Annotated in this window: 22 protein-coding genes; 12 read left to right on the forward strand and 10 right to left on the reverse strand. The window is 71.3% G+C overall.

Going from position 1 to position 25914, the window contains the following annotated elements:
• The first annotated feature begins 10 nt into the window (after positions 1 to 10).
• From ACIBUY_RS16555 to ACIBUY_RS16580, 6 genes are all read left to right on the forward strand, one after another.
• Positions 11 to 769 (forward strand): hypothetical protein, encoded by a 759-nt coding sequence (locus ACIBUY_RS16555; protein ID WP_365563055.1) that lies wholly within the window; start codon positions 11 to 13, stop codon positions 767 to 769.
• Positions 766 to 2088 (forward strand): HAMP domain-containing sensor histidine kinase, encoded by a 1323-nt coding sequence (locus ACIBUY_RS16560; protein WP_365563052.1) that lies wholly within the window; start codon positions 766 to 768, stop codon positions 2086 to 2088. Before ACIBUY_RS16555 ends, ACIBUY_RS16560 begins: the two co-directional genes overlap by 4 nt.
• 230 nt (positions 2089 to 2318) lie before the next feature.
• Entirely contained in the window at positions 2319 to 2684 is a 366-nt protein-coding gene (locus ACIBUY_RS16565) for an SH3 domain-containing protein (protein ID WP_365563050.1), read from the forward strand.
• Positions 2685 to 2724: 40 nt separating this feature from the next.
• Positions 2725 to 4101 carry an FtsW/RodA/SpoVE family cell cycle protein gene (locus tag ACIBUY_RS16570; protein WP_365563048.1) on the forward strand — a complete coding sequence of 459 codons (1377 nt, stop codon included), beginning with the start codon at positions 2725 to 2727 and terminating at the stop codon, positions 4099 to 4101.
• Complete coding sequence (locus ACIBUY_RS16575; protein WP_399152909.1) at positions 4098 to 5579, forward strand: peptidoglycan D,D-transpeptidase FtsI family protein; 1482 nt, start codon at positions 4098 to 4100, stop codon at positions 5577 to 5579. The genes ACIBUY_RS16570 and ACIBUY_RS16575 overlap by 4 nt, the downstream gene beginning before the upstream one ends.
• Positions 5580 to 5677: 98 nt before the next feature.
• Positions 5678 to 6130, forward strand: coding sequence for a DUF3291 domain-containing protein (locus ACIBUY_RS16580; protein ID WP_365563044.1), 453 nt, complete (start codon positions 5678 to 5680; stop codon positions 6128 to 6130).
• Here ACIBUY_RS16580 and ACIBUY_RS16585 read toward each other — a convergent pair.
• Both ACIBUY_RS16585 and ACIBUY_RS16590 read right to left on the reverse strand, forming a co-directional pair.
• Complete coding sequence (locus ACIBUY_RS16585; protein ID WP_365563041.1) at positions 6111 to 6929, reverse strand: hypothetical protein; 819 nt, start codon at positions 6927 to 6929, stop codon at positions 6111 to 6113. The genes ACIBUY_RS16580 and ACIBUY_RS16585 overlap by 20 nt on opposite strands.
• A gap of 11 nt (positions 6930 to 6940) precedes the next feature.
• Positions 6941 to 8050, reverse strand: a complete 1110-nt coding sequence (locus ACIBUY_RS16590; protein ID WP_365563038.1) for a ferritin-like domain-containing protein — start codon at positions 8048 to 8050, stop codon at positions 6941 to 6943.
• A 153-nt stretch (positions 8051 to 8203) separates the two neighbouring features.
• Here ACIBUY_RS16590 and ACIBUY_RS16595 point away from each other — a divergent pair, with 153 nt between their 5' ends.
• The 4 genes from ACIBUY_RS16595 to ACIBUY_RS16610 all read left to right on the forward strand — a co-directional run bounded on the left by ACIBUY_RS16595 (position 8204) and on the right by ACIBUY_RS16610 (position 11659).
• Positions 8204 to 9142, forward strand: a complete 939-nt coding sequence (locus ACIBUY_RS16595) for a diiron oxygenase (protein WP_365563036.1) — start codon at positions 8204 to 8206, stop codon at positions 9140 to 9142.
• Positions 9143 to 9326: 184 nt separating this feature from the next.
• Positions 9327 to 10052, forward strand: coding sequence for a TetR/AcrR family transcriptional regulator (locus tag ACIBUY_RS16600; RefSeq protein ID WP_365563034.1), 726 nt, complete (start codon positions 9327 to 9329; stop codon positions 10050 to 10052).
• Between the two features lie 61 nt (positions 10053 to 10113).
• Positions 10114 to 10389: a hypothetical protein gene (locus tag ACIBUY_RS16605; protein ID WP_365563031.1), complete on the forward strand. Its 276-nt coding sequence runs from the start codon at positions 10114 to 10116 to the stop codon at positions 10387 to 10389.
• A 136-nt stretch (positions 10390 to 10525) separates the two neighbouring features.
• Positions 10526 to 11659: an NlpC/P60 family protein gene (locus tag ACIBUY_RS16610; RefSeq protein ID WP_399152910.1), complete on the forward strand. Its 1134-nt coding sequence runs from the start codon at positions 10526 to 10528 to the stop codon at positions 11657 to 11659.
• 89 nt (positions 11660 to 11748) lie between these two features.
• Here the strand turns inward: ACIBUY_RS16610 and ACIBUY_RS16615 are convergent, their stop codons facing one another.
• From ACIBUY_RS16615 to ACIBUY_RS16635, 5 genes are all read right to left on the reverse strand, one after another.
• Positions 11749 to 12999 (reverse strand): styrene monooxygenase/indole monooxygenase family protein, encoded by a 1251-nt coding sequence (locus tag ACIBUY_RS16615; RefSeq protein WP_399152911.1) that lies wholly within the window; start codon positions 12997 to 12999, stop codon positions 11749 to 11751.
• A 65-nt stretch (positions 13000 to 13064) separates the two neighbouring features.
• Positions 13065 to 13706: an ATP/GTP-binding protein gene (locus ACIBUY_RS16620; protein ID WP_365563022.1), complete on the reverse strand. Its 642-nt coding sequence runs from the start codon at positions 13704 to 13706 to the stop codon at positions 13065 to 13067.
• Entirely contained in the window at positions 13687 to 14094 is a 408-nt protein-coding gene (locus tag ACIBUY_RS16625) for a DUF742 domain-containing protein (protein WP_399152912.1), read from the reverse strand. The genes ACIBUY_RS16620 and ACIBUY_RS16625 overlap by 20 nt, the downstream gene beginning before the upstream one ends.
• Positions 14095 to 14117: 23 nt before the next feature.
• A complete protein-coding gene (locus ACIBUY_RS16630; RefSeq protein ID WP_365563017.1) occupies positions 14118 to 14594 on the reverse strand; it encodes a roadblock/LC7 domain-containing protein in 477 nt (158 codons plus the stop codon).
• Entirely contained in the window at positions 14591 to 17326 is a 2736-nt protein-coding gene (locus tag ACIBUY_RS16635) for a nitrate- and nitrite sensing domain-containing protein (RefSeq protein ID WP_399152913.1), read from the reverse strand. Before ACIBUY_RS16635 ends, ACIBUY_RS16630 begins: the two co-directional genes overlap by 4 nt.
• A 315-nt stretch (positions 17327 to 17641) precedes the next feature.
• On the opposite strand from ACIBUY_RS16635, the gene ACIBUY_RS16640 reads away from it, so the two are divergent.
• Positions 17642 to 18430: a protein phosphatase 2C domain-containing protein gene (locus ACIBUY_RS16640; RefSeq protein ID WP_365563013.1), complete on the forward strand. Its 789-nt coding sequence runs from the start codon at positions 17642 to 17644 to the stop codon at positions 18428 to 18430.
• A 22-nt stretch (positions 18431 to 18452) separates the two neighbouring features.
• On the opposite strand, the gene ACIBUY_RS16645 is transcribed toward ACIBUY_RS16640, so the two are convergent.
• Both ACIBUY_RS16645 and ACIBUY_RS16650 read right to left on the reverse strand, forming a co-directional pair.
• Positions 18453 to 21212, reverse strand: a complete 2760-nt coding sequence (locus ACIBUY_RS16645; protein WP_399152914.1) for a hypothetical protein — start codon at positions 21210 to 21212, stop codon at positions 18453 to 18455.
• A 51-nt stretch (positions 21213 to 21263) separates the two neighbouring features.
• The gene (locus tag ACIBUY_RS16650) at positions 21264 to 21764 is read right to left on the reverse strand and encodes a MarR family winged helix-turn-helix transcriptional regulator (protein WP_399153167.1); all 501 of its coding nucleotides are present in this window, start codon (positions 21762 to 21764) and stop codon (positions 21264 to 21266) included.
• A 280-nt stretch (positions 21765 to 22044) separates the two neighbouring features.
• Here ACIBUY_RS16650 and ACIBUY_RS16655 point away from each other — a divergent pair, with 280 nt between their 5' ends.
• Positions 22045 to 22890, forward strand: a complete 846-nt coding sequence (locus ACIBUY_RS16655) for a lysozyme (RefSeq protein WP_399152915.1) — start codon at positions 22045 to 22047, stop codon at positions 22888 to 22890.
• Positions 22891 to 22959: 69 nt separating this feature from the next.
• On the opposite strand, the gene ACIBUY_RS16660 is transcribed toward ACIBUY_RS16655, so the two are convergent.
• Positions 22960 to 25848 (reverse strand): M4 family metallopeptidase, encoded by a 2889-nt coding sequence (locus tag ACIBUY_RS16660; protein ID WP_399152916.1) that lies wholly within the window; start codon positions 25846 to 25848, stop codon positions 22960 to 22962.
• Between the last annotated feature and the right edge of the window lie 66 nt (positions 25849 to 25914).

Below are 25914 nucleotides of genomic sequence, written 5' to 3' on the forward strand. Positions count from 1 at the left end.
CAGGAGAGCAGTGACGCCCAGGCGCCTCGGTCTCGCGGCCCTCGCGGTACCCGCCACCGCCCTGCTCGTCACGGGCTGCGGCGACACCGGCGAGCTCCAGGGTGCCGGTCCGACCCCGACGGCGGTGGGCCCGCGGCACCTGTGGCCGACGCTGCCCCCGGCGTCCGCGCCCGCCGACGACTACGGGGCGGGCGAGACGCAGGTGGTCAAGGGCGTCCCGGTGCCGGGCGGCGATCTGCACAAGGTGAGTCCGGTGGCGGTGATCCGGGCCCAGGCGGCCGCGGACCCGGACACGTACAAGGAGATCGCGAAGGGGCTCGACGACTGCGGCGATCCGGGACCGAAGGGGCCCGACTGCCCCGTCCTGCACGCCTATTACGCGGATCTGACGGGCAACGGCAAGGACGACATGGTCGTCGGCGTGCGGGCGCCGAAGGACCAGCTCGTGGTGCGCGTGTACATGTACGCGGACGGCAGGCTGACCCAGATCATGAACGACGAGGACGCCGTCGTCAGCGTGCAGCTGGCCGGGCGCAGCGTCGTGGTGCGCGCCGTCGCCGACCTTTCGGGCTACGAGTACCGGACCTCGTGGTCGTACGACAGCCACCAGCGCGCGATGCTGCCGACGCGCGACGAGATCGTGCGCACCGGGCCGCCGCAGACGCCCGTGCCCGAGACGCCGTCCGCGAGCCCGGCCAAGACGCCGTCCGCGGAGCCGACGCCGGCCCCGTCGCCCGCGTCGCCCTCCGTCTCCCCGAGCGCCTCATGACGCGCCGGGTGCGGCTGCCCGCCTGGACCGCGTCGCTGACCTGGAAGGCCGCCGCGTTCATCACGGTGATCTGCTGCGGGCTCGCCGCGCTGCTGGGCACGCTCGTGCACGTGTCGGTCACCCATCAGACGGTGCGCGAGGCGCGGGAGCGGGCGCTGACGCGACTGGCCGAAGCGACCACGGCGTTCCAGGCCGGCGGGCGGCTCGGCCCGGGTGCCGGGCTCGATCCGCCGGGGCTGCCCGCCTCGCTGCGGGCCCTCGCGGTGAAGGGCGAGCGCGGCACGATGGTCGGCAGCCACGACGCGCACCCCACGATGTGGGCGGCGGGCCCGGCCGCCGGGGGCGGAAGTGAAGGGGAGCGAAGCGACTTCGCTGGAAGGGCGGGGGCGGGAGACGGGCGGGCGCTGGCCGTGGAGATCGACTACTCGCAGGGCGCCCGCACCATCGACGGCCTCGACCAGGCCATCCTCGGCTCGTCCGTGCTCGCCATCGGGGCGACGCTGCTCGTCGGCGCGTTCGCGGTGACCCGGGTGACGCGGCGGCTGCACACGACGGCGCGGGTCGCCCGGAAGATCAGCGCGGGCGACCTGGACGCGCGGGTCAACGACCGGCGGACGAACGACCCGGACCGGCACCAGGACGAGGTCGCGGACGTGGCCGGTGCCCTCGACAGCATGGCGTCGTCGTTGCAGGCCCGGATCCTGACCGAGCAGCGGTTCACGGCGGACGTCGCGCACGAACTGCGTACGCCGCTGACCGGACTGCACGCGGCGGCGGAGCTGCTGCCTCCGGGGCGCCCCACCGAGCTGGTGCGCGACCGGGTCGCCGCGCTGCGCACGCTCACCGAGGACCTCCTGGAGATCTCCCGGCTCGACGCGCGCAGCGAGCGCGTGGACCTCGACGCCAACTGGCTGGGTCCGGTGGCCGAGCGCGTGGTGCGCGCGTCCGGCACGCAGACGGAGGTCGTCGTCGCGCGGGACGTGTGCGTCGTGACGGACCGGCGCCGCCTGGAGCGCGTCCTCGGCAACCTCGTGGCGAACGCGCACGGGCACGGGTCCTGCCCCGTCGTCCTGACGGTCGACGGGCCCGTGATCACCGTGCGGGACCACGGGGAGGGCTACCCGGACTATCTGGTGGAGCACGGGCCGCAGCGGTTCCGTACGGAAGGGGGTGCGCGGGGCCATGGCCTCGGGTTGACCATCGCGCTCGGGCAGGCGGAGATTCTGGGCGGGACGCTGCGGTTCGCCAACGCGACGGACGGTGGGGCGGTGGCGACGCTGACCCTGCCGTACGAGGAGCCCGCGGTCTGGCCCGGCTAGCTTCCCGTCTGCCGGGTGCGGTCTCGTTGCCGGGTGCGGCCCGGTGGTCCTGCTTCGCGCAGTTCCCCCCGCCCCTGAAGGCATGCGCTCCGCGCCGCCTTCCCCGTACACCTCGCGGGGTCACCCTGGCGGCGCCCGCCGCCGTGCGCATCCCCCGTGTGGCGCATTAGGTGAAGGGACGGGGCCTCGCACGAGGTCCCGGTCGGAACACTCCCCCGCAGGAGGCCCCCGTGACCGCACGGACCGTCACCGCCCGCCTCGGCATAGCCGTCGCCGCCCTCGCGACGCTCGCCGCCACCGCGTCCCCCGCCCTCGCCGACGACAGTGCCGGCGCCTCGACCGGTGCGAACAACAACCCGCCCGTCTACAAGGGCCGCGTCGTCGCCCACGGCGGACTCCTGCTGCGCGACGCCCCCACCCGCGGCAGCCGCGTCATCCGCACCGAGCCGTACAACGCGATCGTGCCGATCTTCTGCAAGACGGGCGGTGACGACGTCGCCGGAAACCGCCTCTGGTACCTGCTGACCGACGGCACCTGGGCCTGGGGTTCGGCGAAGTACATCAACAACATCGGCGCCGCGCCCCGCTGGTGCTGACTTGACCTGATATCGGGAGCTTGCTTGCTACGTTCCCGATATGACCGGATCAACGGGCCCAGCGCGAGCGCACGCACCGTCCGCGGTGCCGGCCGTCCGCGTACCGAAGCGCCGCGGCACCGAGCTCGCCCTGATCGTCCTGGCCGTCCTGCTCAGCGTGTACGGCTACTGCGACGTGGGGCTCGCGAAGAACGGTTCCGTCCCGCCCGGCGCCGCCGGTTACGGCGCCGGGCTCGGCGTGCTCGCGCTCCTCGCCCACTTCGCGGTCCGGTTCCGCGCCCCGTACGCGGACCCGCTGCTGCTGCCGATCGCGGTGCTCCTCAACGGCCTTGGCCTGGTGCTCATCTACCGCCTCGACCTGGAGACGCCGAGCGACGAGGCGGCGCCGACCCAGCTGATCTGGTCGACGCTCGGGGTGGGCCTGTTCATCGCCTTCGTCGTCTTCCTGCGCGACCACCGCGTCCTTCAGCGCTACGCGTACCTGTCCGTCGTCGCGGCCCTGATCCTGATGATCCTGCCGATCTTCTTCCCCGCCGTGAACGGCGCCCGGATCTGGATCCGGATCGGCGGCTTCTCCATCCAGCCCGGTGAGTTCGCCAAGATCCTGCTCGCGATCTTCTTCGCCAGCTATCTCGCGGCGAACCGCAACGCGCTCACGTACACCGGCAAGAAGCTCTGGAAGCTGCAGCTGCCGACGATGCGCGTCTTCGCGCCGATCCTCGCGATCTGGCTGATCAGCGTCGGCGTCCTGGTCCTGGAGACCGACCTCGGTACGTCGCTGCTGTTCTTCGGGCTGTTCATCGTGATGCTCTACGTCGCGACGGGGCGCGGGAGCTGGATCGCGATCGGGCTGGTGCTCGCCGCGGCGGGCGCGTTCGTCGTCGCCTCCTTCGAGCCGCACGTGCACAGCCGCGTCGAGGACTGGCTGCACCCCTTCGCCTCGATCGACGCGGGCAACGGCCCGGGCCAACTCGCCCAGTCCCTGTTCGCGTTCGCGGCGGGCGGCATGCTCGGCACGGGGCTCGGGCTCGGCCACTCGATCCTCATCGGCTTCGCCGCCAAGTCGGACTTCATCCTGGCGACGGCGGGCGAGGAGCTGGGCCTGGTCGGGCTCACCGCGATCTTCCTGCTGTACGCGCTGCTCGTGGAGCGGGGTTACCGGGCGGGGCTCGCGCTGCGCGACCCGTTCGGCCGGCTGCTCGCCATCGGCCTGGCCTCGATCGTCGCGCTGCAGGTCTTCGTGATCGCGGGCGGCGTGATGGGGCTCATCCCGCTGACCGGTATGGCGATGCCGTTCCTCGCGCAGGGCGGCTCGTCCCTCGTCACCAACTGGATCATCGTCGCGATCCTGGTCCGGGTCAGTGACCAGGCCCGTGGCTCGCTGCTGCCCGAGGACTCCCCGGAGGGGGCCAAGTGACCAAGTACATCCGCCGTGCCTCGGTCTTCTGCCTGGTCCTGCTGGTCGCGCTGCTCGTCAACGCGGCCCGCGTCCAGGTCTTCCAGGCACCGTCGCTCGACGACAACTCGGCCAACCGCCGCTCCACCATTGCCCGTTACGACCAGCCGCGCGGCAACATCCTCGTGCAGGGCAAGCCGGTCACCGGTTCCAAGGACACCGGCCAGTCGCTGCGCTACGAGCGCACGTACACGAACGGGCCGCTCTACTCCCCCGTCACCGGGTACGCCTCGCAGACGTACGGCACGACGTTCGTCGAGAGCGCCGAGGACGACATCCTGTCCGGCACCGATCCGATGCTCTCCCCGATCCCCTTCTGGGACGAGATCTCGCGGACGCAGGAGCCCGGCGGCAACGCGGTCACCACGATCAACGCGGCCGCGCAGCAGGCCGCGTACTCCGGGCTCGGCGGCAAGAAGGGCGCGGTCGCGGCGATCGACCCGTCGACGGGGAAGATCCTCGCGCTGGTGTCGGCGCCGAGCTACGACCCCGGGGACATCTCCGGGACGGGCAGTTCGGCCACCGACGCGTGGGCGAGGCTGAACGCCGACCCGGACCAGCCGATGCTCAACAGGGCGATCCGGCAGACGTATCCGCCGGGTTCGACGTTCAAGATCGTCACGGCCGCCGCGGCCCTCGAGAACAACGTCGTCAACGGGGTCGACACGCCGACCGACACCCCGTCCCCGTACACGCTGCCCGGCACGACCACGCAGCTGACCAACGAGAACCCCAACGCGGCGTGCGAGAACGCCACGTTGGAGTACGCGCTCCGGGTCTCCTGCAACACCGTCTTCGCCAACCTCGGCGTGCAGGTCGGCCTGAGCGACATGGTGAAGACGTCGGAGAACTTCGGCTTCAACGACACCGGGCTCAGGATCCCGATGACCGCCGCCAAGTCGAACTTCGACACCGACATGAACAAGTCGCAGCTGGCGCTCTCCTCCATCGGCCAGTACGACACCGCGGCCACGCCGCTGCAGATGGCGATGGTCGCGGGGGCCGTGGCCAACGGCGGGACGCTGATGTCCCCGCACCTGGTCGACCGGACGACCACGTCCGACGGCGACACGGTCACCACCACCGGCACGAAGACGTACAAGCAGGCCATGTCGCCGTACACGGCGACGCAGCTACAGCAGATGATGGTCGACGTCGTCACGCAGGGCACGGGCGCCAACGCGGCGATCTCCGGGGCCACGGTCGGCGGCAAGACGGGCACCGCCCAGAACGGCGTGAACAACGAGGGCGTCCCCTACGCCTGGTTCATCTCCTACGCGCAGGCCGACGGCGCGTCCTCGCCGCAGGTGGCGGTGGCCGTGGTGGTGGAGGACGCGGAGGCGAACCGGGCGGACATCAGCGGCGGCGGCAGCGCGGCGCCGATCGCGCGGGCGGTCATGGAGGCGGTCCTCAACTCGTCGGACACGAACGGGAATTGACGACGAACCCGGGACTTCACCAACGGCAGAAGTGGTCCCCGTTCCGGTGACCGGATTGGCCCTGCCGCGGCGGGCCGTTCGCGCCTAGCGTCCCGATCATGACGACGTACGAACTCGCGCAGGTGAACATCGGCCGCCTCAAGGCCCCGCTCGACGACCCCGAGATGAAGGACTTCACCACCAACCTGGAGCCGGTGAACGCCGTCGCGGACGCCGCCGACGGCTTCGTGTGGCGACTGCAGGACGACTCAGGGGACGCGACGGACTTCCGGATCTACGACGACGCGTCGATGCTCCTGAACATGTCGGTGTGGCGGGACGCCGACGCACTGAAGGCGTTCATGTACCAGGGCACGCACCGTGAACTCCTCGCCAGGCGGCGGGAGTTCTTCGAGCGGCTGACCGAGCCGGTGACGGTGCTGTGGTGGGTGCCGGCCGGGCACCGGCCCACCGTCAAGGAGGCCGAGGACCGCCTCACGCACCTGCGCGAGAACGGTCCGACTCCCTACGCCTTCACGTTCCGGGCGCAGTTCAGTGCAGGGGCTGCCTGAGCTCCGCACGGATCTGGGCGGTCATCTTGGCGGTCATCTCCAGGTCCACCTTCTGCGGGTCCTGGACGGCGATCTCGGGGGTGATCGCCCCGACGGCGGCACCCGTGTTGTCGTCGGCCCACCCACACATCGGGATCGTGACGGAGGTCCCGGCGTTGTCCTGTGTGAGGACCTCGCAGGTGATCGTGACGTCGGTGCCCGACGGGTGGAAGTCCCTCGGCGGTACCGCGACCTTGGCGTTGTCGCCCTTGGCCGCTCCCTTCATCATGCCGTCGCGTGCCGCGTCGGTGTTCTTGAAGCGGCCGTACATGCCGGAGACGATCAGCACACCCTTGTCCTGGTCGCCGTTCAGCGCGTACTGCCCGATGGCGGCCTTGAGGTCCTTGGCGTCCCAGGACCCGTCCGCTTGGTCCTCCAGAGCCGCGCCCTGACTGTCGGACAGGTCGTCGGCCAGCTCGAACCGGCCGTCGAGCACCGTCTTCTTCAGCGTCAGCTTGTACTTGGCGTCGGGGAACGTCGCCTCGTTGCCGAACCAGGCCAGCGCGCCGAGCCCGATGAGCGCGACGATGCCGAGCGCCACGGCACCGGCGACGATCCCGATGATCAGCCCGACCCGCCGCTTCTTGGGCGGCGGGGCACCCCACGGTGCGGGGTAGGGCTGACCGGGCTGCTGCGGGAACCCCGGGTAGCCGTAGGGCTGCTGCCCGTACGGCTGCTGCGGCTGCCCGTAGGGCTGGGCCGGCGGCTGCTGGCCGTACGGGTTCGGCTGCTGGGGCGGGGGCTGCGGTGGCGTGGACACGTCCGGAAACGCTACTCCATGGCGTCGCCCGCGCGAATCGCGGCGTCCACCTCCTCGACCCGCTCCAGCTCCTCGGCCGCGAACCGCTCCGCGTCCAGTTTCTCGGCGATCTCCTCGTCCTGCGCCATCAGCTGGTCGAGGTTGGAGTTGCCCATCTCGAAGACGCCCATGTCGACGTAGGCCTGCTGGAGCCGCTTGCCCCACAGGCCGATGTCCTTGACGCACGGCACGATGCGGCTGAACAGCAACTGCCGGAAGAGCGCCAGGAATTCGGACTGCTCGGTGTACTCGTCGGCCTGCGCCTTCGGGATGCCGAAGTCCTCGAGCACCTCCACGCCGCGCAGCCGGTCGCGCATCAAGTAGCAGCCCTCGATGACGAATTCCTCGCGCTCACGCAGCTCGGCGTCCGTGAGCTGCTTGTAGTAGTCGCGCAGGGCCATCCGCCCGAAGGCGACGTGACGGGCCTCGTCCTGCATGACGTAGGCGAGGATCTGCTTGGGCAGCGGCTTGTCGGTGGTGTCGCGGATCATGCCGAACGCGGCGAGCGCGAGGCCCTCGATGAGGACCTGCATGCCGAGGTAGGGCATGTCCCAGCGGGAGTCGCTGAGGGTGTCGCCGAGCAGGGCCTGCAGGTTGTCGTTGATGGGATAGAGCATCCCGATCTTCTCGTGCAGGAAGCGGCCGTAGATCTCCGCGTGCCGGGCCTCGTCCATGGTCTGGGTGGCGGAGTAGAACTTGGCGTCGAGGTCGGGGACCGACTCCACGATGCGCGCCGCGCACACCATCGCGCCCTGCTCGCCGTGCAGGAACTGGCTGAACTGCCAGGAGGCGTAGTGCCTGCGCAGGTCGCCCTTGTCCTTGTCGGTCATCTTCGCCCAGTGGGGGGTGCCGTACAGGGACATGGCCTCGTCGGGGGTGCCGAGCGGGTCGTACGGATCGACCTCGAGGTCCCAGTCGATGCGCTTGGCGCCGTCCCACTGCTTGTCCTTGCCCTTCTGATACAGGGCCAGGAGGCGGTCGCGTCCGTCGTCGTATTCCCAGCTGAAGCGAGCCGAACTGGCCGACGGTACCTGCCAGTTGGGCTCTTTCGGGGCCTTGGTGTACAGCTCATGCGTCGCCATACCGGCAGGCTCACACGCTGCTAGACGCGGGGTCAACAAGTCGTGCGCAAGGGATTGACGCCCTTGCTGACAAGCAGTCTCATAAGAGGGGAGCACAGATGTGACCGCGGGTAACTTCACAATCAACTCTTCGACAGGGATGGGGAGTCAGCGATGACGACCATGACGGAAGCCGACGCGCTGGAAGGGCTGCGGGACGCGCTCGGTCTGCTCAAGGACCGGGAGCAGGTGGCCGAGCGGCTGCTCGACTCTTCCGCCAAGCACTCCTTCGACCCGGACAAGGAGCTGGACTGGGACGCGCCCTTCGAGGAGGGCAAGTGGTTCTGGCCGCCGGAGCTGGTGTCGCTGTACGACACCCCGCTGTGGAAGAAGATGAGCGAGGAGCAGCGGATCGCCCTGTCCCAGCACGAGGCGGCGGCGCTCGCCTCGCTCGGCATCTGGTTCGAGCTGATCCTGATGCAGCTCCTGGTGCGGCACGTCTACGACAAGGCGGCCACGAGCGCCCACGTCCGGTACGCCCTCACGGAGATCGAGGACGAGTGCCGGCACTCCAAGATGTTCGCGCGGCTCATCACGCGCGGTGACACCCCGCACTATCCGGTGGCGCGCGTCCACCACAACCTCGGCCGGCTCTTCAAGACGATCTCGACGACGCCGGGTTCGTTCACGGCGACGCTGCTCGGCGAGGAGATCCTCGACTGGATGCAGCGCCTGACGTTCCCGGACGAGCGGGTCCAGACCCTCGTCCGCGGCGTGACGCGGATCCACGTCGTCGAGGAGGCGCGTCATGTCCGTTACGCGCGTGAGGAGTTGCGGCGTCAGATGGTGACGGCGCCGCGCTGGTCGCAGGAGTTCACGCGCCTCACGTCGGGCGAGTTCGCGCGCATCTTCTCGGACGCGTTCATCAACCCCGAGGTCTACACGAACGTCGGCCTCGACAAGAAGGAGGCCGTGGCCCAGGTCAAGGCCTCCGGCCACCGCAGGGAGATCATGCAGACGGGGGCCAAGCGGCTCACGGACTTCCTGGACGACATCGGGGTGCTGCGGGGTGTGGCGCGGCAGTTGTGGAAGTCGTCGGGGTTGTTGGCGTGAACGCCGGTCCGCACGCGGACGCACCGTAGGACGTGCCCCTTCGTCGGCGACCGCGGGTGCGTCGTGGCCGGTCGCGCAGTTCCCCGCGCCCCTGGGCCGTGCGCGGCCGGCCACGGCGAAGGCCGGGCCCGGCGACGGTCCGCACCCCTACGGCGCTCCTCCGGAGCCGGTTACCCTTCACCGCATGACCTCGGCAACCGGCACGCCCGCCTACAGAAGGCTCAGCGTCGAGGAGCGGCGTGCTCAGCTGCTCGAGGCGGCGTTGTCGTTGTTCGCGCACCGGGCGCCCGAGGAGGTCTCGCTCGACGACGTGGCCGAGGCCGCGGGCGTCTCGCGGCCGCTCGTGTACCGCTACTTCCCGGGCGGCAAGCAGCAGTTGTACGAGGCCGCGCTCCGGTCGGCCGCCGACGAGCTGGAGCAGTGCTTCGCCGAGCCGCCCGAGGGGTCCCTGTCGTCGCGGCTGACGCGGGCACTCGACCGGTACCTGGGCTTCGTCGACGAGCACGACATGGGGTTCGCGGCACTGCTCCAGGGCGGCAGCGTGGTGGAGACCTCCCGGACGACGGCGATCGTGGACGGGGTGCGCCGGGCCGCCGCCGACCACATCCTCAGCCATCTGTCGGCCCCCGTGCCGGGACCGCGGCTGCGCATGACGGTCCGGATGTGGATCACCGCGGTCGAGGCGGCCTCGCTGATCTGGCTGGACGAGGACAAGCAGCCGCCGCTGGACGAGCTGCGGGACGGGCTCGTCGAGCAGTTCATGGCGGTGCTCACGGCGACGGCGGGCCGCGACGAGCAGACGGCACAGGTGGTGCGGGACGCACTCGCCCTGGAGACCCCGGACGGGCCGGTGGGCGGGCTCGCGCGCCGGGTGCTGCCGGTGGTCAGCGACGCCGCGCACCTGCTGTGAGAGCCGGGGACCAGCTGCCCCTCGCGCTGCCGTGCGTCCCGGCCTGACCGACACTGGTCACGTGAAGAGCGAAGACATCCCCTTTGTCGGCGGCCCCCTCGACGGGCGGGCCCTGCCGGTGATGGCGACGACCACCGGCAAGCCGCCCAAGGTGTACTCGGTGCCCGTGCCGGACGCGGAGGGCGGGCCGGACACCGTTCTCGTGTACGTACGCGAATCCGTGCCCGGCACCAGGGCGGTGCAGTTCACGCGGTGGCGGTACGTGTTCGCGCCCGACGGGAAGCCGGAGCGCACCGTGAAGTGGCCCTGGTCGAAGCGGAGCAAGCCCCAGGGGTAAAGGCGGCTCGCCGCGGGCCCACCGCACGAGTGGCGGAGTTGGGCCGAAGCGAGCAGCCCGCCGGGTGGACCAGGTGGCTGTCTGTTGATGTTCACGGTGCGGGGTACGAAGGCTGCCCCGCACCGGAGGTGATGACGTGTCAGGCAGGCTGGTGCGGTGGGTGTGCACGGCGGCCGTCGCCGGGGCGTTGCTGACGCCGGGTCCCGCGGGCGCGGTGCCGGGGCCCGCCGGGGAGAAGTCGGTCGCCGAGTTGCTGACGGACCTCTCGACGCTGTACCGGGAGGCCGAGGAGGCCACCGAGACGTACAACGCGACCGCGGAGACGCTCAAGGAGCGCCGCAAGGAGGCCGAGTCCCTGGCCAAGAAGCTGGCCACGGCGCGCGGCTCGCTGTACAGCAGCCGGGTCGCGGCCGGCCGCCTCGCGCGCGACCAGTACCAGGGCAGGAGCGAGATCTCCCCCTACGTGCGTCTGCTGCTCGCCCGTGATCCGCAGCACGCGCTCGACCAGGGGCATGTGATCCGGCGGGCCGCCGCGGAGCAGGAGGCCACCGTCGACCGGCTCGTGGGCAACGAGAAGAAGGCCGACGAACTGTCGACGAAGGCGCGGGGCGCGCTGGACCAGCAACTGCAGTTGGCGGCGAAGCAGAAGAAGGAGCGGGACGCCGTACAGAAGCGGCTCAAGGACGTCGAGGAGCTGCTCGCCTCGCTCACCGCCGACCAACTCGCCCAGCTGGCACGGCTCGAGGACTCCGGGACGGCGGCCGCGCAGCGGTCGTTCATGGCGTCGGGTGCGCTCAGTTCGGTGGGGCGCTCGCCGTCGAAGGAGGGGGACGCGGCGCTCGCGTACGCGGTGCGGCAGATCGGGAAGCCGTACCTGTGGGGTGCGGAGGGGCCACGGGCCTTCGACTGTTCCGGGCTCACGTCGCAGGCGTGGGCGCACGCCGGGCAGGAGATTCCGCGGACGTCGCAGGAGCAGTGGGCGACGCTGCCGCGCGTGCCCCTGTCGGAGCTGCGGCCCGGGGATCTCGTCGTGTACTTCCCCAAGGCGACGCATGTGGCGATGTATCTCGGGGACGGGATGGTGGTGCAGGCGCCGCGGCCGGGGGCGCGGGTGAAGGTTTCTCCTATTGCGGCGAATCCGTTGCTCGGGGCTGTGCGGCCCGACCCGGCGGCTCGGGCCATGTCGGGGTATCGGGCACCGGTGTTGCCGCAGGGGGCCATGTCCGGTGATGACGCGGGGTACGGGCTCGCCGGGGCGCCGAAGCCGTAAGCGGGGTCCTGGTGCAGATCTCGCGGCTCTGCCCCGGACCCCGCTGCTCAATCTCCCCCAGACTCCGTCCGGGGGACCCCCAAGGGGCTTCAAACAAGCGAACCCAGGTACTCCGCGGTCTTCTCCGGGTCGTAGAAGAAGTTCTCGAAGTCCGACGGGTCGTTGAAGCCGTTGGCGAAGCGGTCGGCCGCCGGCTGGAGTTGGCCTGCCGCGCCGATCAGGTTCAGGACGTGCTCCGGCGGAGCCTGCAGCATCGTGTTGGTCCACTTCGTGACGTGCTGGGCCGTGTCCCAGTACCGGTCGAACGTGGCCTGCATCCACTCCTCGTCGAACGGCTTGTCGCCCTGGTCGAGGATCGAAGACAGGTAGGCCGCCGCGCACTTGGACGCCGAGTTGGAGCCCTGGCCCGTGATCGGGTCGTTGGCGACGACCACGTCGGCGACGCCGAGGACCGCGCCGCCGCCGGGGAGCCGGCCGATGGGGTTGCGGACGGTGGGGGCGTAGCGGCCGGCCAACGTGCCGTTGGCGTCCGTGAGTTCGACCTTCGTGGCGCGGGCGTACTCCCAGGGCGTGAACTTCTCCATCAGCTCCAGGGTCAGCGCCAGGTGCTCGGAGGGGTCCTTGACTCCCTTGAACGCGTCCAGCGGGCCGCCGGGGATGCCCTCCCAGAACAGGATGTCCGCACGGCCGGTCGTGGTGAGGGTCGGCATGACGAAGAGCTCGCCGACGCCGGGGACCAGGTTGCAGCGGACCGCGTCGAAGTCGGGGTGCTCGGGGCGCGGGCCGAGGCCGTGGACGTAGGCGACGGCGAGGGCGCGCTGCGGCTCGGTGTACGGGGAGCGGTCGGCGTCACGGCCGAACATCGAGACCAGTTCGCCCTTGCCCGCCGACACCAGGATCAGGTCGTACGTACGGGAGAAGTAGTCGAGGTCGCCCACCGCCGCGCCGTGGATGACGAGTTGGCCGCCGCGCTGTGCGAACGTCTCCATCCAGCCGGCCATCTTCACGCGCTGGTCGACGGACTGGGCGTAGCCGTCGAGCTTGCCGACCCAGTCGATGGCGCGCTGCGTCGGGCCCGGGTCGTGCGAGCCCGGGGCGGCCACCGAGACTCCGAGGCCCTCGATCCTGGGGGCCTGCGACTCCCAGAAACCGAGCTGGAGGTCGCGCTCGTGCTGGAGCGCGGTGTCGAACATGCACTGCGTCGACATGACCCGGCCCGAGCGGATCTCGTCGGCGGTGCGGTTGGACATCAGGGTGACCTCGTAGCCGTGGGACTGCAGGCCCAGGGCGAGCTGGAGGCCGGACTGGCCGGCTCCGACGACGAGTATCTTCCGTGACATGCGGCTGCCTCTAACTGACGTATAGGTCTAACTGGCCTATGGGGATGGGGAGTTGCGGGACGGTGCTACGCGGGGGTGGCGTCGAGGGCGTGGCCGACCAGGGCGAGCAGCGTCTCGATCGCCGAGATCCGGCGGCGCGCGTCCATGATCAGGACCGGCACGTGCGGGGGCACCGTGAGGGCCTCGCGGACGTCGGCCGCCTCGAACTCCTCGGTCCCGTCGAAGTGGTTGACGGCCACGACGTAGGGCAGTCCGCAGCTCTCGAAGTAGTCGAGCGCCGGGAAGCAGTCCGGCAGCCGGCGGGTGTCCGCGAGCACGACGGCGCCGATCGCGCCGCGCACCAGGTCGTCCCACATGAACCAGAACCGCTGCTGGCCCGGCGTGCCGAAGAGGTAGAGCACCAGGTCGTCGTCGAGCGTGATGCGGCCGAAGTCCATCGCGACCGTCGTCGTGAGCTTGTCCGGCGTCGCGGTGAGGTCGTCGGTGTCGACGCTCGCCTGCGTCATCAGCGCCTCCGTCTGGAGGGGCTGAATCTCGGAGACGGCGGTCACCAGGGTCGTCTTGCCCACGCCGAAGCCGCCCGCGACGACGATCTTCGTGGCGATCGGAGCGCGGGTCCTGTCCGTCTGCCAGGGCTGCAACTGCTCCTCGGTGTCGAGGAGTTCAGCAGGGCGTTCATGAAGGAGATCAGAGCCGGCGGAGTCCACTCAGCACCCTTTCGAGCAGCGCCCGGTCCGGCTGTCCCGGGCCGTGACCGGTTCCGTACACGCGGATCTTTCCCTGGTCGGCGAGGTCGCTCAGCAGCACGCGGACCACGCCCAGGGGCATCTTGAGCAGCGCGGCGATCTCGGCGACCGTGCGCATGCGGCGGCACAGTGCGACGATGGCCCGCGGCTCGGGCATCACGCCTGCCAGCGTGCCCTTGCCCAACTCCGGGCGCTCGTCGGGTGCTTCGAGGGCCGCGACGAACGTCTCGACGAGGAGGACGTGGCCGAAGCGGGTGCGGCCTCCGGTCAGGGAGTAGGGGCGTACGCGGGCGGGCTTGCGGTCGCCGCCGCGCACGGGGAGTTTCGCCCCACCCGTACTCGTACTCACACTCGTACTCGCACTCACACTCGTCACCGGGGACTCTCCATCGACTGGCGCAGTTCGCTGCGGAGTTCGGGGGTCAGGACGTGCCCGGCACGGCCGACGAAGAGCGCCATGTGGTACGCGACGACGCTCATGTCGCAGTCCGGGGTGGCGTGCACGCCGAGCAGGGAGCCGTCGCTGATCGACATGACGAAGAGGCTGCCCTGCTCCATCGCGATCATGGTCTGCTTGACGTGTCCGCCGTCCATCAGCCTGGCGGCGCCGATGGTGAGGGAGCCGACGCCGGACACGATGGTGGCCAGGTCGGCGCTGGAGCCCTTGGGGCCGCCGCTGTGGCTCACGGGGCTCTCGTCCATGCGTCCCGGGTCGGAGGAGAGCAGGAGCAGCCCGTCGGACGAGACGACCGCGACCGAGAGCAGCCCTGGCACCTCCTCGACCAGGTTCGTCAGCAGCCAGTGCAGGTTCCGGGCCGCCGTACTGAGGGAAGGGGTGGGCGCAGTCAACTGCTTGCCTCCTCGGCTGTGTCCCCCTTGGCTTCTCCACTAAGTTCACTACGGTCACTACGTTCACTACGGTCTTGAAGTTCGGCCGCTACGTCCTTGCGGCCTTCCTGCGCGCCGCGGTGGAATCCGCCGAGCCTGCGGCGCAGTGCCTCGGCGTCGACGGAGCCGGTGCGCGGCGGCGGGGCGGCCGCGGGCGCGGCGACCTTGGGGGTGCGCTTGGGCAGGCCCTTGTCGGTGACGCGCTCCCACTTGGGCTGCGGCGTGGGCTGCGGGGGCACCTCGGCGACGGGCTCGGGCTGCGGCGCGGGCTCCGGCCCCGGCTGCGGCTCGACGGGGCTCTCGTCCGGGGTGCGCTCGTGGGCCTCGGGCTCGGGCTCTGGCTCTGGCAAGACGGGCGGCGGGCTCGGGGCGATGAGCTCCATGGTCGTCTCGGACTCGGACTCCGGCTCGGACTCGCGTACCGCCTGCTCCGCCGCTTCGATCAGCGGGTCGATCAGCGGGTCGACGCCGCCGAGGGCCGAACGCCCGTCCAGCACATTGGAGTTGGCCTCCGCCTCGGAACCCGGCAGATGCACGGAGGGCGCGCGGCCCGGCACGAGCACGGGCGGCGGCACCGACGCGGCGGGCGCGGCGGCGAGCAGCGCGGCGGGCAGCACGGCGACGGCGGCGACCCCGCCCTGCTTCTGCTCCCGCAGCCGTACGCGGATGCCGTGCCGCACCGCGAGCCGCGCGACGACGTACAGGCCGAGCCCGAGCCCGTCGGTCTCCGCCTGCCGGGGGTCGTGGGTCTGGTCGGCGCTGAAGGAGGAGAGCCGGGTGTTGAGTTCGCGCATCCGGTCCTCGGCCATGCCGATGCCCTCGTCCTGGACGGAGAGCATGACCTCGCCGTTCTCCAGGAGCCAGGCGGAGACCTCGACGGCGGCGTCGGGCGGCGAGAACGACGTGGCGTTCTCCAGGAGTTCGGCGACCAGGTGGCTCAGGTCGTCGGCGGCGAACCCGGCGACATGGGCGTGCGGCGGCAGCGCGGCGATGCGCACCCGCTCGTAGCGCTCGATCTCGGAGACGGCGGCGCGCAGCACGTCGACGAGGGGCACGCTGCCCGCGTGCTGCTGCCCGTGCTCGGCCCCGGCGAGAACGAGGAGGTTCTCGCTGTGCCTGCGCATGACCGTGGCGAAGTGGTCGAGCTTGAAGAGCGTGGCGAGCCGCTCGGGGTCCTGCTCGCGCTCCTCCAGGCCCTCGATGACGGCGAGTTGACGCTCGACGAGTCCGAGAGTGCGCAGGGCGAGATTGACGAAGGTCCCGTGGACGGAGTCCTTGAGGCGCGCCAACTGGGCGGTGGCCTCGGCGAGTTCGCCGCGCAGGGCGTCCCGGTCGTCGGCCATGCGCTGCCGCTCGCCGACGAGGTGCTTGCGGTCGGACTCCAGGGTGCCGAGCCGCTCGTGCAGGGCGAGGGCGTGCGTGTGCAGGGCGTTGACGGAGCGGACGACCTGGGCGAACTCGTCGTTGCGCCCGGTGAACGTGATCGGCTCCTCGTTCGCGGGCGCCCCGGCGACGCGCGCGGAACCGATCCGCAGCACGGCCAGCGGCCGGGTCAGCGAGCGGGCCGCGCCCATCGCGACGCCGACGGCGGCGAGGAGGAGGACGCCGATCAGGGCGATCCGGATCTCGAGCCCGTTCACGTCGTCGTCGCGCAGCGTCTCGAGCTGCTTCACGCGCTGGTCCCCCAGCGCGGCCTCGACCCCGCGCATGAGGTCGACCCGCGAGGTCAGCGCCGTGTCGACGGTCTTCTTGTTGTACGCCGACTCGCCGTCGGACAGCGTCGGGGCATCGGTCAGCCGGGCCAGGTACGTGTCGGCCTGCGTCACGTCGGGCCCGGTGACGGTGGAGTCGTACGCGGTCACGGACGCGGCCGGGGCGGAGTCGCGGAAGTCGTCGAGGGCGGCCTGTTCGCGCACGCGGGCCCGCTGGGCGGCGGCGCTGAGCGCGTCCCGCTGCCCGCTGTCGGCGGACTTCCGGGTCTCGACGGTCTTGAAAAGGCCCGTGGCCGGGTCGATGACGGTCGACGTGGAGGTGGTGCTCGGCACGGAGTACGCGGCGATCAGCAGCCCGCGCACGGCGGACGCCTGGTCGACGGCGCGGTCGAGATCGGCGAGGGCGTGCGCCCCGCTCCCGGCGCGGGGCGGGATGCTGTCGGCCAACTCCTCGGCAGCGCGGTGCAGTTCACCGATGGCCTTGGAGTACGCGGTGTGCGCGTCCAGGGCGGACTCCTTGCCGGTGAGGGCGGCACGGCGGACGGCGGCGATGGCGTCGACGCTGCGCCGCAGTGCTCCGGACGTCTGCCCGCGCACCTCCTCGACCTGCCGGTCGACCCGTCCGCTGCGCTCCTCGCTCAGGCCCTGCCCCTTGGGACGCCCGGCGGCGATGAATCCGGTGACCTCGTCCCGCTCGTCGGCCAGCGAGTGCGACAGGGCGAGCACGCCCTGGACCCGCTCGGCGTCGTCGACGAGGCCCTGGGACTCGCCCACGCGCTGGGAGGCGGCGTACAGGGCGGGTCCACCGGCTCCGGCGATGGCAGCGGCGACCACGGCAACGGCGACAATCAGCCGACTGCGTACGCGGGACGGCTTCCCCTTGCCCACGGATTCGGGCGCCCTGCCCGCACCCACGGGGTCGGTCGCCTTACCCACGGGGCCGGTCGCACCCGAAACTTCAGCCACCCCAAACGCTCGCATTCCTGAACTCGTCCTACCCATGGGCCCGGATGACACTCCGTCAACCCATGCGCCCCTCCGGCATGGCTTCCGACCCTTTCAGCGCCGGTGAGCAGGGGGCGCACATCACCCGGCCCGCCACCCGAAGGAGTGAACATCGAGCGGGAGTTGGGGAGCAAGTCCCTCCGGTACGTGCCCGGCGCGTGGGCGGTGCGCCGGTTGGACGTGGTTCACAGGCTTTGGCAAGATGCCCCGCCACGCCTCCCCGGAGCTGATCATTCCGCCCCATATCCGGCTCAGGTCCGACCCTGTGAAGACCTCGTGCAGACTGGCCGAATGCGTATGGAACTGACCACCGAGCCCGGTGACCCCGCCCGCCCCAACGAGGACTACGCGTCGGCCATGACGACGGTCTCGGGACAGGGCGGCACCGTGGTCGTCCTCGACGGCGTCACGCCGCCCGCCACCGCGTACGGCTGTCTGCATTCGGTCGCCTGGTTCGCGGGCCACTTGGGCAGCGCTCTGGCCGAACTGTCCGCTTCGCGGCGGGATATGACGTTGCGTGACCTCCTCGCCGAATCCATCTCCCGTACCGCCGACGCTCATCGCGCGACCTGTGACCTTTCTCACCCGCGCACCCCGCAGGCAACCGTCGTCGCCGCCCGCTGGGACGCGGAGCAGGTCGAGTACCTGGTGCTGTCCGACTCGGCCCTGCTGGTGGAGGCGCCCGACGGCACGGTGACGGCCGTCCTCGACGACCGCCTCGACCGGGTGCCGCGCTCCTCCCTGGTCTCGGACGAGGTGGCGGACGCGACGGCACGCAACAAGGAGGGCGGCTTCTTCACCGCGGCGGCAGACCCGGCGGTGGCGGCCAAGGCGGTCACGGGCACGCTCCCGCGCTCCGAGGTGCGGGCGCTGGCCGCGATGACCGACGGGGTGACGCGCTGGACGGAGAAGTTCAAGGAGGGCGACTGGACGGACCTGTTCACCCTCGTCCGCAAGGAGGGCGCGGCGGCGACGCTGTCCCGGGTCCGCGCCCTGGAGACGGCGGACGCGGAGACCCGCACGTACCTGCGCCGCAGCAAGACACACGACGACGCGTCACTGGTGTACGCGGAGCTGTGAGGCGGCGCCGGGGCCGGGCACGTCAGTGTCCGCTCGGCCCGGGCGTCGGGCTTCCGGTCACCGCCGGCGGCGCCTGCTCCGCGGGCTGGTCGGGCACGGCCCAGAAGCCCACGAGCGCCGTGGCGAGCGCCGTGGCCGCGGCGACCACGACCGTCGTCGCGGGAACGGCGAGCGTGGACAGCGAACGGAAGTTGCGGATCTGCCCCCAGCGCAGCCCGGCGGCCCTGACCTGGCGGGCCTCCCAGTACAGGCCGAGGACGAGGAACACCGCGAGGCAGTCACCACTGGTGAGCAGCAGCTTGATGCCGAACTCGGCGGGTTCGGTGCCCTGGTAGAGCAGCGAGGCCAGTTCGGCGGGGAGCACGACCGCGAGCAGGCACATGGCCTTGCCCAGGGGCGTTCTGCCGCGCAGCCAGGAGTACAGGTAGCCGTACACGAATCCGTACAGCGGCCAGCGCAGGGCGGTGGACCAGACCGCGACGGCCTCGGCGACCTCGCCACTGTCAATGCTGACGACCTTCGACGGCAGGGTGTAGACGGTCCAGGGCAGGCTGAGGACGGCGAGGAGCGTGGCGGCGGCGATCCCGTTGCGCCGGGCGGTGCGGCCGCCCGAGGAGCCGAGGGCGTCGGCCCGTACCTGCTGCCAGCGCTGCTGCGGCGACTTGCCGCCCTCGGTGCGGCCGCCCAACTCCCGCCACCGCGTGCTCCATTGGCGCGCGGTCAGGGTGCCGTCGGCCAGCGCGGTGTGCGCCCCGCCGAGGAACGCACGCCGTCCTGCCGCCAGGGTCTGGTTCTTCAGCAGCCGGTGGACGTCGCGGGTGTGCTCGGCGCTGGTCGCGCTGTGCAGGCGCAGCGCCTCGCTCTGTCCTGAGGGCGGGATCAGCCAGGCGAAGCCGACGGCGGCGACGGCCAGGGCGAGGAAGAGCCCGGAGTCCTGGTGGATGTCGTAGACGAAAGTGGCGAAGCCCTGCTCCGTGAGGGCGGTGCCCACCGCGGCCACCCCGAGCGCGAGCACGGCAGGCCTGGCGTACGGGGGCCATGGTCCGGCGGCGGGGCCGCCGCGCCGCAGCAGCGTCAGGAGTGCCAGGCAGACGACCAGGGTCTGCACGACGACGAGCGGATGGTTCGCCGCGGTGCTCCCGCCGATGCCGACGTCGTACCAGGCGCCGTTCTCCGTCCTCCCCCAGGAGTACAGGTCGTTGCCGTCGGTCGCGAGCAGCCACCAGGCGCCGGCCGCCGCGAGGGTCGCGGGTGGGCGCGGCACCCCGAGGGCGCGCAGCGTCACCAGGAGTGCGGCGGGCCAGAACCAGCAAAGGCCCCACACCGCAAGCGAGTTGGCGCTCGCCCAGGCCGTGCCGGTGTCGATCCCGTAGACGGCTTCGTCGCCCAGCGGCAGCCCCGTGCCGGGACCGGCCGCGGCGACGGCCACCGCCGTCACGGCCGTCGCGGTCGCGGCCCAGCGCCGTCCGAGCGGCCCGAGGACTCCGGCCCGCAGCAGCAGGGCCACGACGCCCGCCGCGCCCACCGCCGCGCCACCCTGCACGAGCAGGACGGGCCCGGACCGCCCTTGCGCCAGGAGCACCGCCGCGGGAGCGAACACGGCCACGCCCGGCAGGACGAGCAGCGCGAGCCGGCCGGCCCGGGGCGGCCTGCCGGTGCCGGCCCGCACGGCCCAGGCCGCGACCAGCAGCGGGAGCACGACCCACCCCCACACGACGAGGGCCGTGCCCCGCAGCCGGGTCTCCCCGCTGTCGTCCAGCGTTCCGGCCAGCAGCAGCCCGGTGACCGCGGCCGCCCCCAGACCCGTCCGTTCCCACCGTTGCCCGGCAGCCGCTGGGGCCCACCGGCCGAGGAACGGCACGACGAGGCAGACCGCGAGGGCGATCACGGCCACCGCCAGAAGGATCCTTTCCCGCAACGGGGCGTGGCTGTCCTGCAACGCCGAGCTGAGCACCTTCACGTCACCGACCTCGCGCCCGACGCCGTCGGCCTGGTCCAGGTAGATGCCGGCCTCGCCGGACTCGTTCAGGGTGAACTCGGCGCTGCCGCTCGCCTGTTTCACGACCCGGCCGCCGTCCAGGGCCACGATCCGGTAGCCCTTGGTGCGGACGACCACCTTCCAGCTGTCGTAGAGGCCCCCCTTGCCCAGCAGGGCGCCGTCCGCCTTCAGCTTGAGGGTGAGTCGGGCCAGGGGCGAGGGATCGATGGAACAGCTGGTGAAGCTCTGCGCTCCCCGCCAGTCGCTCGACGCGGCGACGCGGACGACGGATCCGCTCTGGTCGACCCGGTTGTTCTCGTAGTCGTCCTGCTTGAGCGGCTCGATCGCACAGTCGTCGATGCCGGAGTAGTCGCTCATGGTGAACGGCAGCCAGTGCGCGAGCTTCTGCGTCCCCCCGCGCAGGTCGGCCACCATCGGGTCGCCACTGCGCAACGTCAGACGGTGCGTGGCCTCGACGGTCCACACTCCGCCCCGCTCCACCTCCATGCCGTTGGACGAGACCGTGATCGTCGTCGTCCCCGTGCGCGAGGGGCGCTTCTTCGTCTTCGTCGTCTTCGTCGCCTGATAGCGGTCCTTGGCCCTGCGGCGCTGCGCCGCCTCGTCGGCCTCGCTGCGCGCCGCCGCCGCTTCCCCCGCCGCCTGCCTCTGCGCGGCCCGCTCACCGAAGCGGTCCTCGGCCTCTCGAACCCATCCCAGATGCGCGCACACGCACACCGCGACCATCCCGGCGGCCAGCAGCGCCCCCGCTATCGCCCGCCCGTACCGGGCCACACCACCGGCCACTCGCACCGCCCCCGTCGCTCGCAGAGCGACAGGGTAGCCACCCGGGCCGCGCTACTCGATCCCGGCGTTCAACTGGTGCAGCAGACGGGCGAGTTCGGCGACCTCGAGCCGGTCCCACCCGGCGAGCTGCCGCACGTACCGCATGCGCCGGGCGTCCCGTACCTGACTGAAGTCCGCCCGCCCCCGCTCCGTGAGCGAGACGAGCCAGGCCCTGCCGTCGGCGGGGTCGGGCTCGCGGGCGACGAAGCCGAGGTCCTCCAGGGCGCGCAGCTGGCGGCTCATCGTCGCCTTGCCGACGCCGATGTACGCGGCGAGTTCGGTGGCCCGCTGCGCCCCGCACTCGTCGAGCCGGACCAGAAGGCCGTACGCGGCCGGCTCGAGATCCGGGTGGACCTCGCGGGCCATCTCGCCGGACGAGGCCCGTGCGCGACGCAGGAAGACGGTCAACTCCCGTTCCAGGGCCAGGAATTCGTGGTCCACACCAGTCGGTGCGGGTTCGGAATTCGCGTCGCGTTCGGCGGTGAGCCGCTCGCCGTTCCCGTCTTCGTGCACGTCAGCGCCCATGGCCAGAGTTTCCCCGGGTTTCCCGATTCTGAAAGTTTTCGCCAATCGCCGCCATTACCGCAGCTCCGCCAGTATTTCGCAGGAGTAGACCAACGGCAGCACCCAGGCCCTCTTCCCACCCGCAGGTCTACATGCGTAGCTTCATGCATGGCATGTCCATACCAGCGAGCCCCGCGTCGCCACAGTGACATGTCGACAGGTCAGCACAGCACAGGTCCCCCCCGATCAGCATTCCACTGGTCCCCCACGAGGCCTTCGGAGGCATGCAATGCCCGTGCACAGACCCGGAACCGCCGCCCCCCTCACCCCCCGCACCCGCCGCGCGCGCTTCGGCGTGGCCGGCGCCCTGCTCGCAGCCCTCTCCCTGCTGTTCACCCTCCCGGGCGCCGCCACCGCCGCGGACGTCCCCGCTCGGGGTGAGGCCACGATGGGCATGGGCGTCGCCGCGCACGACGGCGACACCGGCCAGGGCCCGGTCGGCCGGGCCACCCAGACCGAGGGCGTCGACACCAGCAGCCACAACGGGAACGTGGCCTGGTCGACGCTCTGGAACAGCGGTGTGAAGTGGGCCTACGTCAAGGCCACCGAGGGGACGTACTACACGAACCCGTACTTCGCCCAGCAGTACAACGGCTCGTACAACGTGGGCATGATCCGCGGCTCGTACCACTTCGCGACGCCCGACACGACGAGCGGCGCCACCCAGGCCAACTACTTCGTGGACCACGGGGGCGGCTGGTCGAAGGACGGCAAGACGCTGCCGGGCGCGCTCGACATCGAGTGGAACCCGTACGGCGCGGCCTGTTACGGCCTCTCCCAGAGCGCGATGGTCAGCTGGATCCACAGCTTCGTGAACCAGTACAAGGCCCGCACCGGCCGCGACGCCGTCATCTACACGGCCACCAGCTGGTGGACCCAGTGCACCGGCAACTCCAGCGCGTTCGGCGCCACCAACCCGCTGTGGGTGGCCCGTTACGCCTCCGACCCGGGCACGCTGCCGGCCGGCTGGGGCTTCTACACCATGTGGCAGTACACCTCGTCGGGCCCGACGGTCGGCGACCACAGCAAGTTCAACGGCGCGTACGACCGTCTGCAGGCGCTCGCCAACGGCTGACGCACCGCGCACGGCAGCCGGGCCCGGGTGCACGTACGCACCCGGGCCCGGTCCGTGCTCAGTGACCGATCAGCAGCGTCCCGCCGGACGCTCCCGCGTCACCAGGTCCGTGGAGCCGGTCGTGCCGTCGATCCACACGACCCGCTGTCCGCTGTCGGCGGAGGCGTACGCCTGCTCGCCCCGGTTGCAGGACACGCGCTGCACGCTGCCCGAACCGTCCGCGGGGACCTGCCACAGCTTCGGCAGCGTCTCGTTGCGGTACGCCGTGTCGGGCTCGGCGGCGGTGACCGTGACGGCCGTGTCCGAGGTCGTCAGGTCGTACGCGTACAGCGCCCCGTCCCCGGTTTCGGGCACCAGGTCGCGCAGCTTCGCGCCGTCGGGGAACGCGGTGCGCACGGCCATCTGCCCGACACCGTCCTCGTCGGCGAGCCACACCGGGTGTCCGCCCGCGCTGATGCCGGTCTGGCCGACGCTCTGCAGCTTGCCCGCGTCGGGCATCAGGGTCGTCTTCCCGGTGGCCACGTCGAGGAGTTCGACGCCGAGCCTGTACTCACCGGCCTCGGGATACAGCTTCCCGTACGCGATCCTGCCGTCGGCGACCGAGGGCAGCGCGCTGCCGAGCTGGTACCTGCCGCCGTCGACGTACGCCTGCTTGCCGGTCTTGATGTCGACGTATCCGGCGTGGCGGCCGCCGAAGGGGTCGCTCTCCTCGAAGACGACGAGGTCGCCGTCGACGCGGATCCCGGTCAGGGACGTGTACGACGACCAGAGCTTCTTGGGCAGGCCGCCGGAGACCGGCCGGACCATCAGGTCGATGGAGGACGCGCCGAAGGAGGCCCAGGCGACGGTCTTGCCGTCGGTGGCCGCGTAGACGTTGTAGTTGCCGTCGTTGGAGCTGATCAGCTTCGGGGCGCCGGTGCCGTTGGTGCGGCCCGCCCAGACCGAGAACGGCTCGGAGCCGTCGTCGTTCGAGCGCGAGGTGGCGTACCAGCCGCCGCCCGCGCCGGTGCCGGTCGCGTACGTGTTGATCTTGCCGAGCAGCCGGTCGGAGTCGACGCCGAGGGCCTGCTCCCAGCCGGGCACGATGCCGTGGGCGTTGAACGACCGCTTGACGACGTTGAGTTGCTTCGCCGTGACGCCGAGGTCCTTGGCGGCGGCGATGGTGGCGTTGCGGCCCTGGGTGAAGCCGTCCAGCGGGGTCAGGTAGTCGGTGAGCGCCTTGTACGCGATCTTGTCGCCGAGCTCGGCGCCCAGGTCCTGGCGGATGTCCCACAACGCACCCGAGTAGATGGTGGAGTTGAGGTGGACGCCGCCGTTGTCGGTGGCGAAGGAGACGCCGAGGAAGTTCTTGGACGTGGTCGCGCCGTCGTTCATGTCGCGGAAGGCGCAGGCGCGGGGCGCGGTGGTGCGGCACAGGTTCTCGCCGACGAGGCCGGAGTCCGGGTCGTCCATGGAGGTGCCGGACGCGGTGGTGTCGATGGCGTTGCCGAAGTAGTCGGCGATGGCCTCGTTCATGGCGCCTGACTGGCCCGCGTAGACGAGGTTCGCGGTGTTCTCGACGACGCCGTGGGTCATCTCGTGCCCGACGACGTCGAGGTCGGCGGCGAGCGGCTTGTACTCGTCGTCGCCCGTCCCGTAGACCATCTTCGTGCCGTCCCAGAAGGCGTTGACGTACGGCTGCCCGCCGCTGGTCACGCCGACCAGTGAGTTGATGGTCATGCCGCGGCCGTCGAGGCTGTCGCGGCCGTGGACCTTGCGGTAGTAGTCGTAGACCTGCCCGGCGGCCCAGTGCGCGTCGACCGCGCCGGCCTGCGTGGCGTCGTCGCCGAACTCCTGGGTGGCGGAGCCGAATTCACGGATGCCGCTGGGCCAGCGCCCGGAGACCTGGCCGACGTCCTTGCCGCGGGCGTCCCAGGTGGTGAGGACGTTCTGGCTGGTGTCCCACATGTGCGCGTAGTCGATCATCGTGTACTGGCCGCGCGAGGCGTAGTAGTACAGGTTCAGATCGGTCTTCGTGCCGTCGAGCCGGGTCCCGGTGCCGGTGGTGCCCGGGAACTCCCGTGCGGGGTCGGCCTGTTCACCCGCGGCGGCGTCGGTCGAGGACGCCGTCGCCCTGCCGTCGGGGACGGTCCGTCCCGGCGCCCCGAACGTCTTGACGGAGCTGTACTGCAGCAGCGGGAAGCCGGAGGCGGCATCGACGTACACCTGCTGCAGGACGGGTTCGCCGGTGGCGGCGTCGGTGCCGGAGACGGTGACCTGGCGGGTCAGCAGGCCCTTGCCCTGCGGCAGGACGACGAGCCGCACGGCCTTGCCCGTGAGCGGCGCACCGGGCTTGTGTGCGGTGAGCCGGTTCGTGCCGAGCCGGGTCGCGACCGCCGCGACCGCCCGCTCCTCGGCCGTCTTCCCGGAGACCTTCGGGGTGACCGAGGTCGCCAGCTCGGTGAAGTACTGGCCGGAGGTGCCGGTGACGGTCCGCGTCCCGCCCTGCTTCTCCATCCGTACGACGTACTGGCCGCCCAGCACCTCGACGCCCTTGTAGCGCTGCTGGAACCGTACGGTCTCCTTCGCGCCGTCCTTCGAACTCCCAACGGTACGGAGGTTCTTGGCCGGGTCGTCGATGGAGTAGCGGCTCTCCTTCGCGGCGAGGTGGCCGCGCGCCGCGTCCGGCGCCGCGGCCTTGGCGTCGGCACTCTCGCGCAGGCCCTCGACGAGGGCCGGGGTGTCGGTCTCGGTGCCCGGCACGACGTCCGAGGCCGCGCTGCCCGTCGGGCCGGGGGCGGCGTGCGCCGCGGGGACCGCGGTGACGAGCAGGGCGGCGGCACCCAGCAGGGCGGCACCCGCCGAAACCGATCGGGCCGCGCCGCCGGACACGCCTCGGGACACGTCGTTGGATATTCGCCTGGGTCTGCGCAAGGTTCCCCTCCCACAAGGACGCCGCCGGGGTGTCCGGCCGGTCATGACCATGCAAGTGCGAACCGTGTCGACTCATCAACAAGGCAAGGGAGTTCACATGTGGGCACGCAC

The sequence above is a fragment of the Streptomyces sp. NPDC050085 genome, assembly GCF_044460595.1.
Classification (GTDB): Bacteria; Actinomycetota; Actinomycetes; order Streptomycetales; family Streptomycetaceae; genus Streptomyces.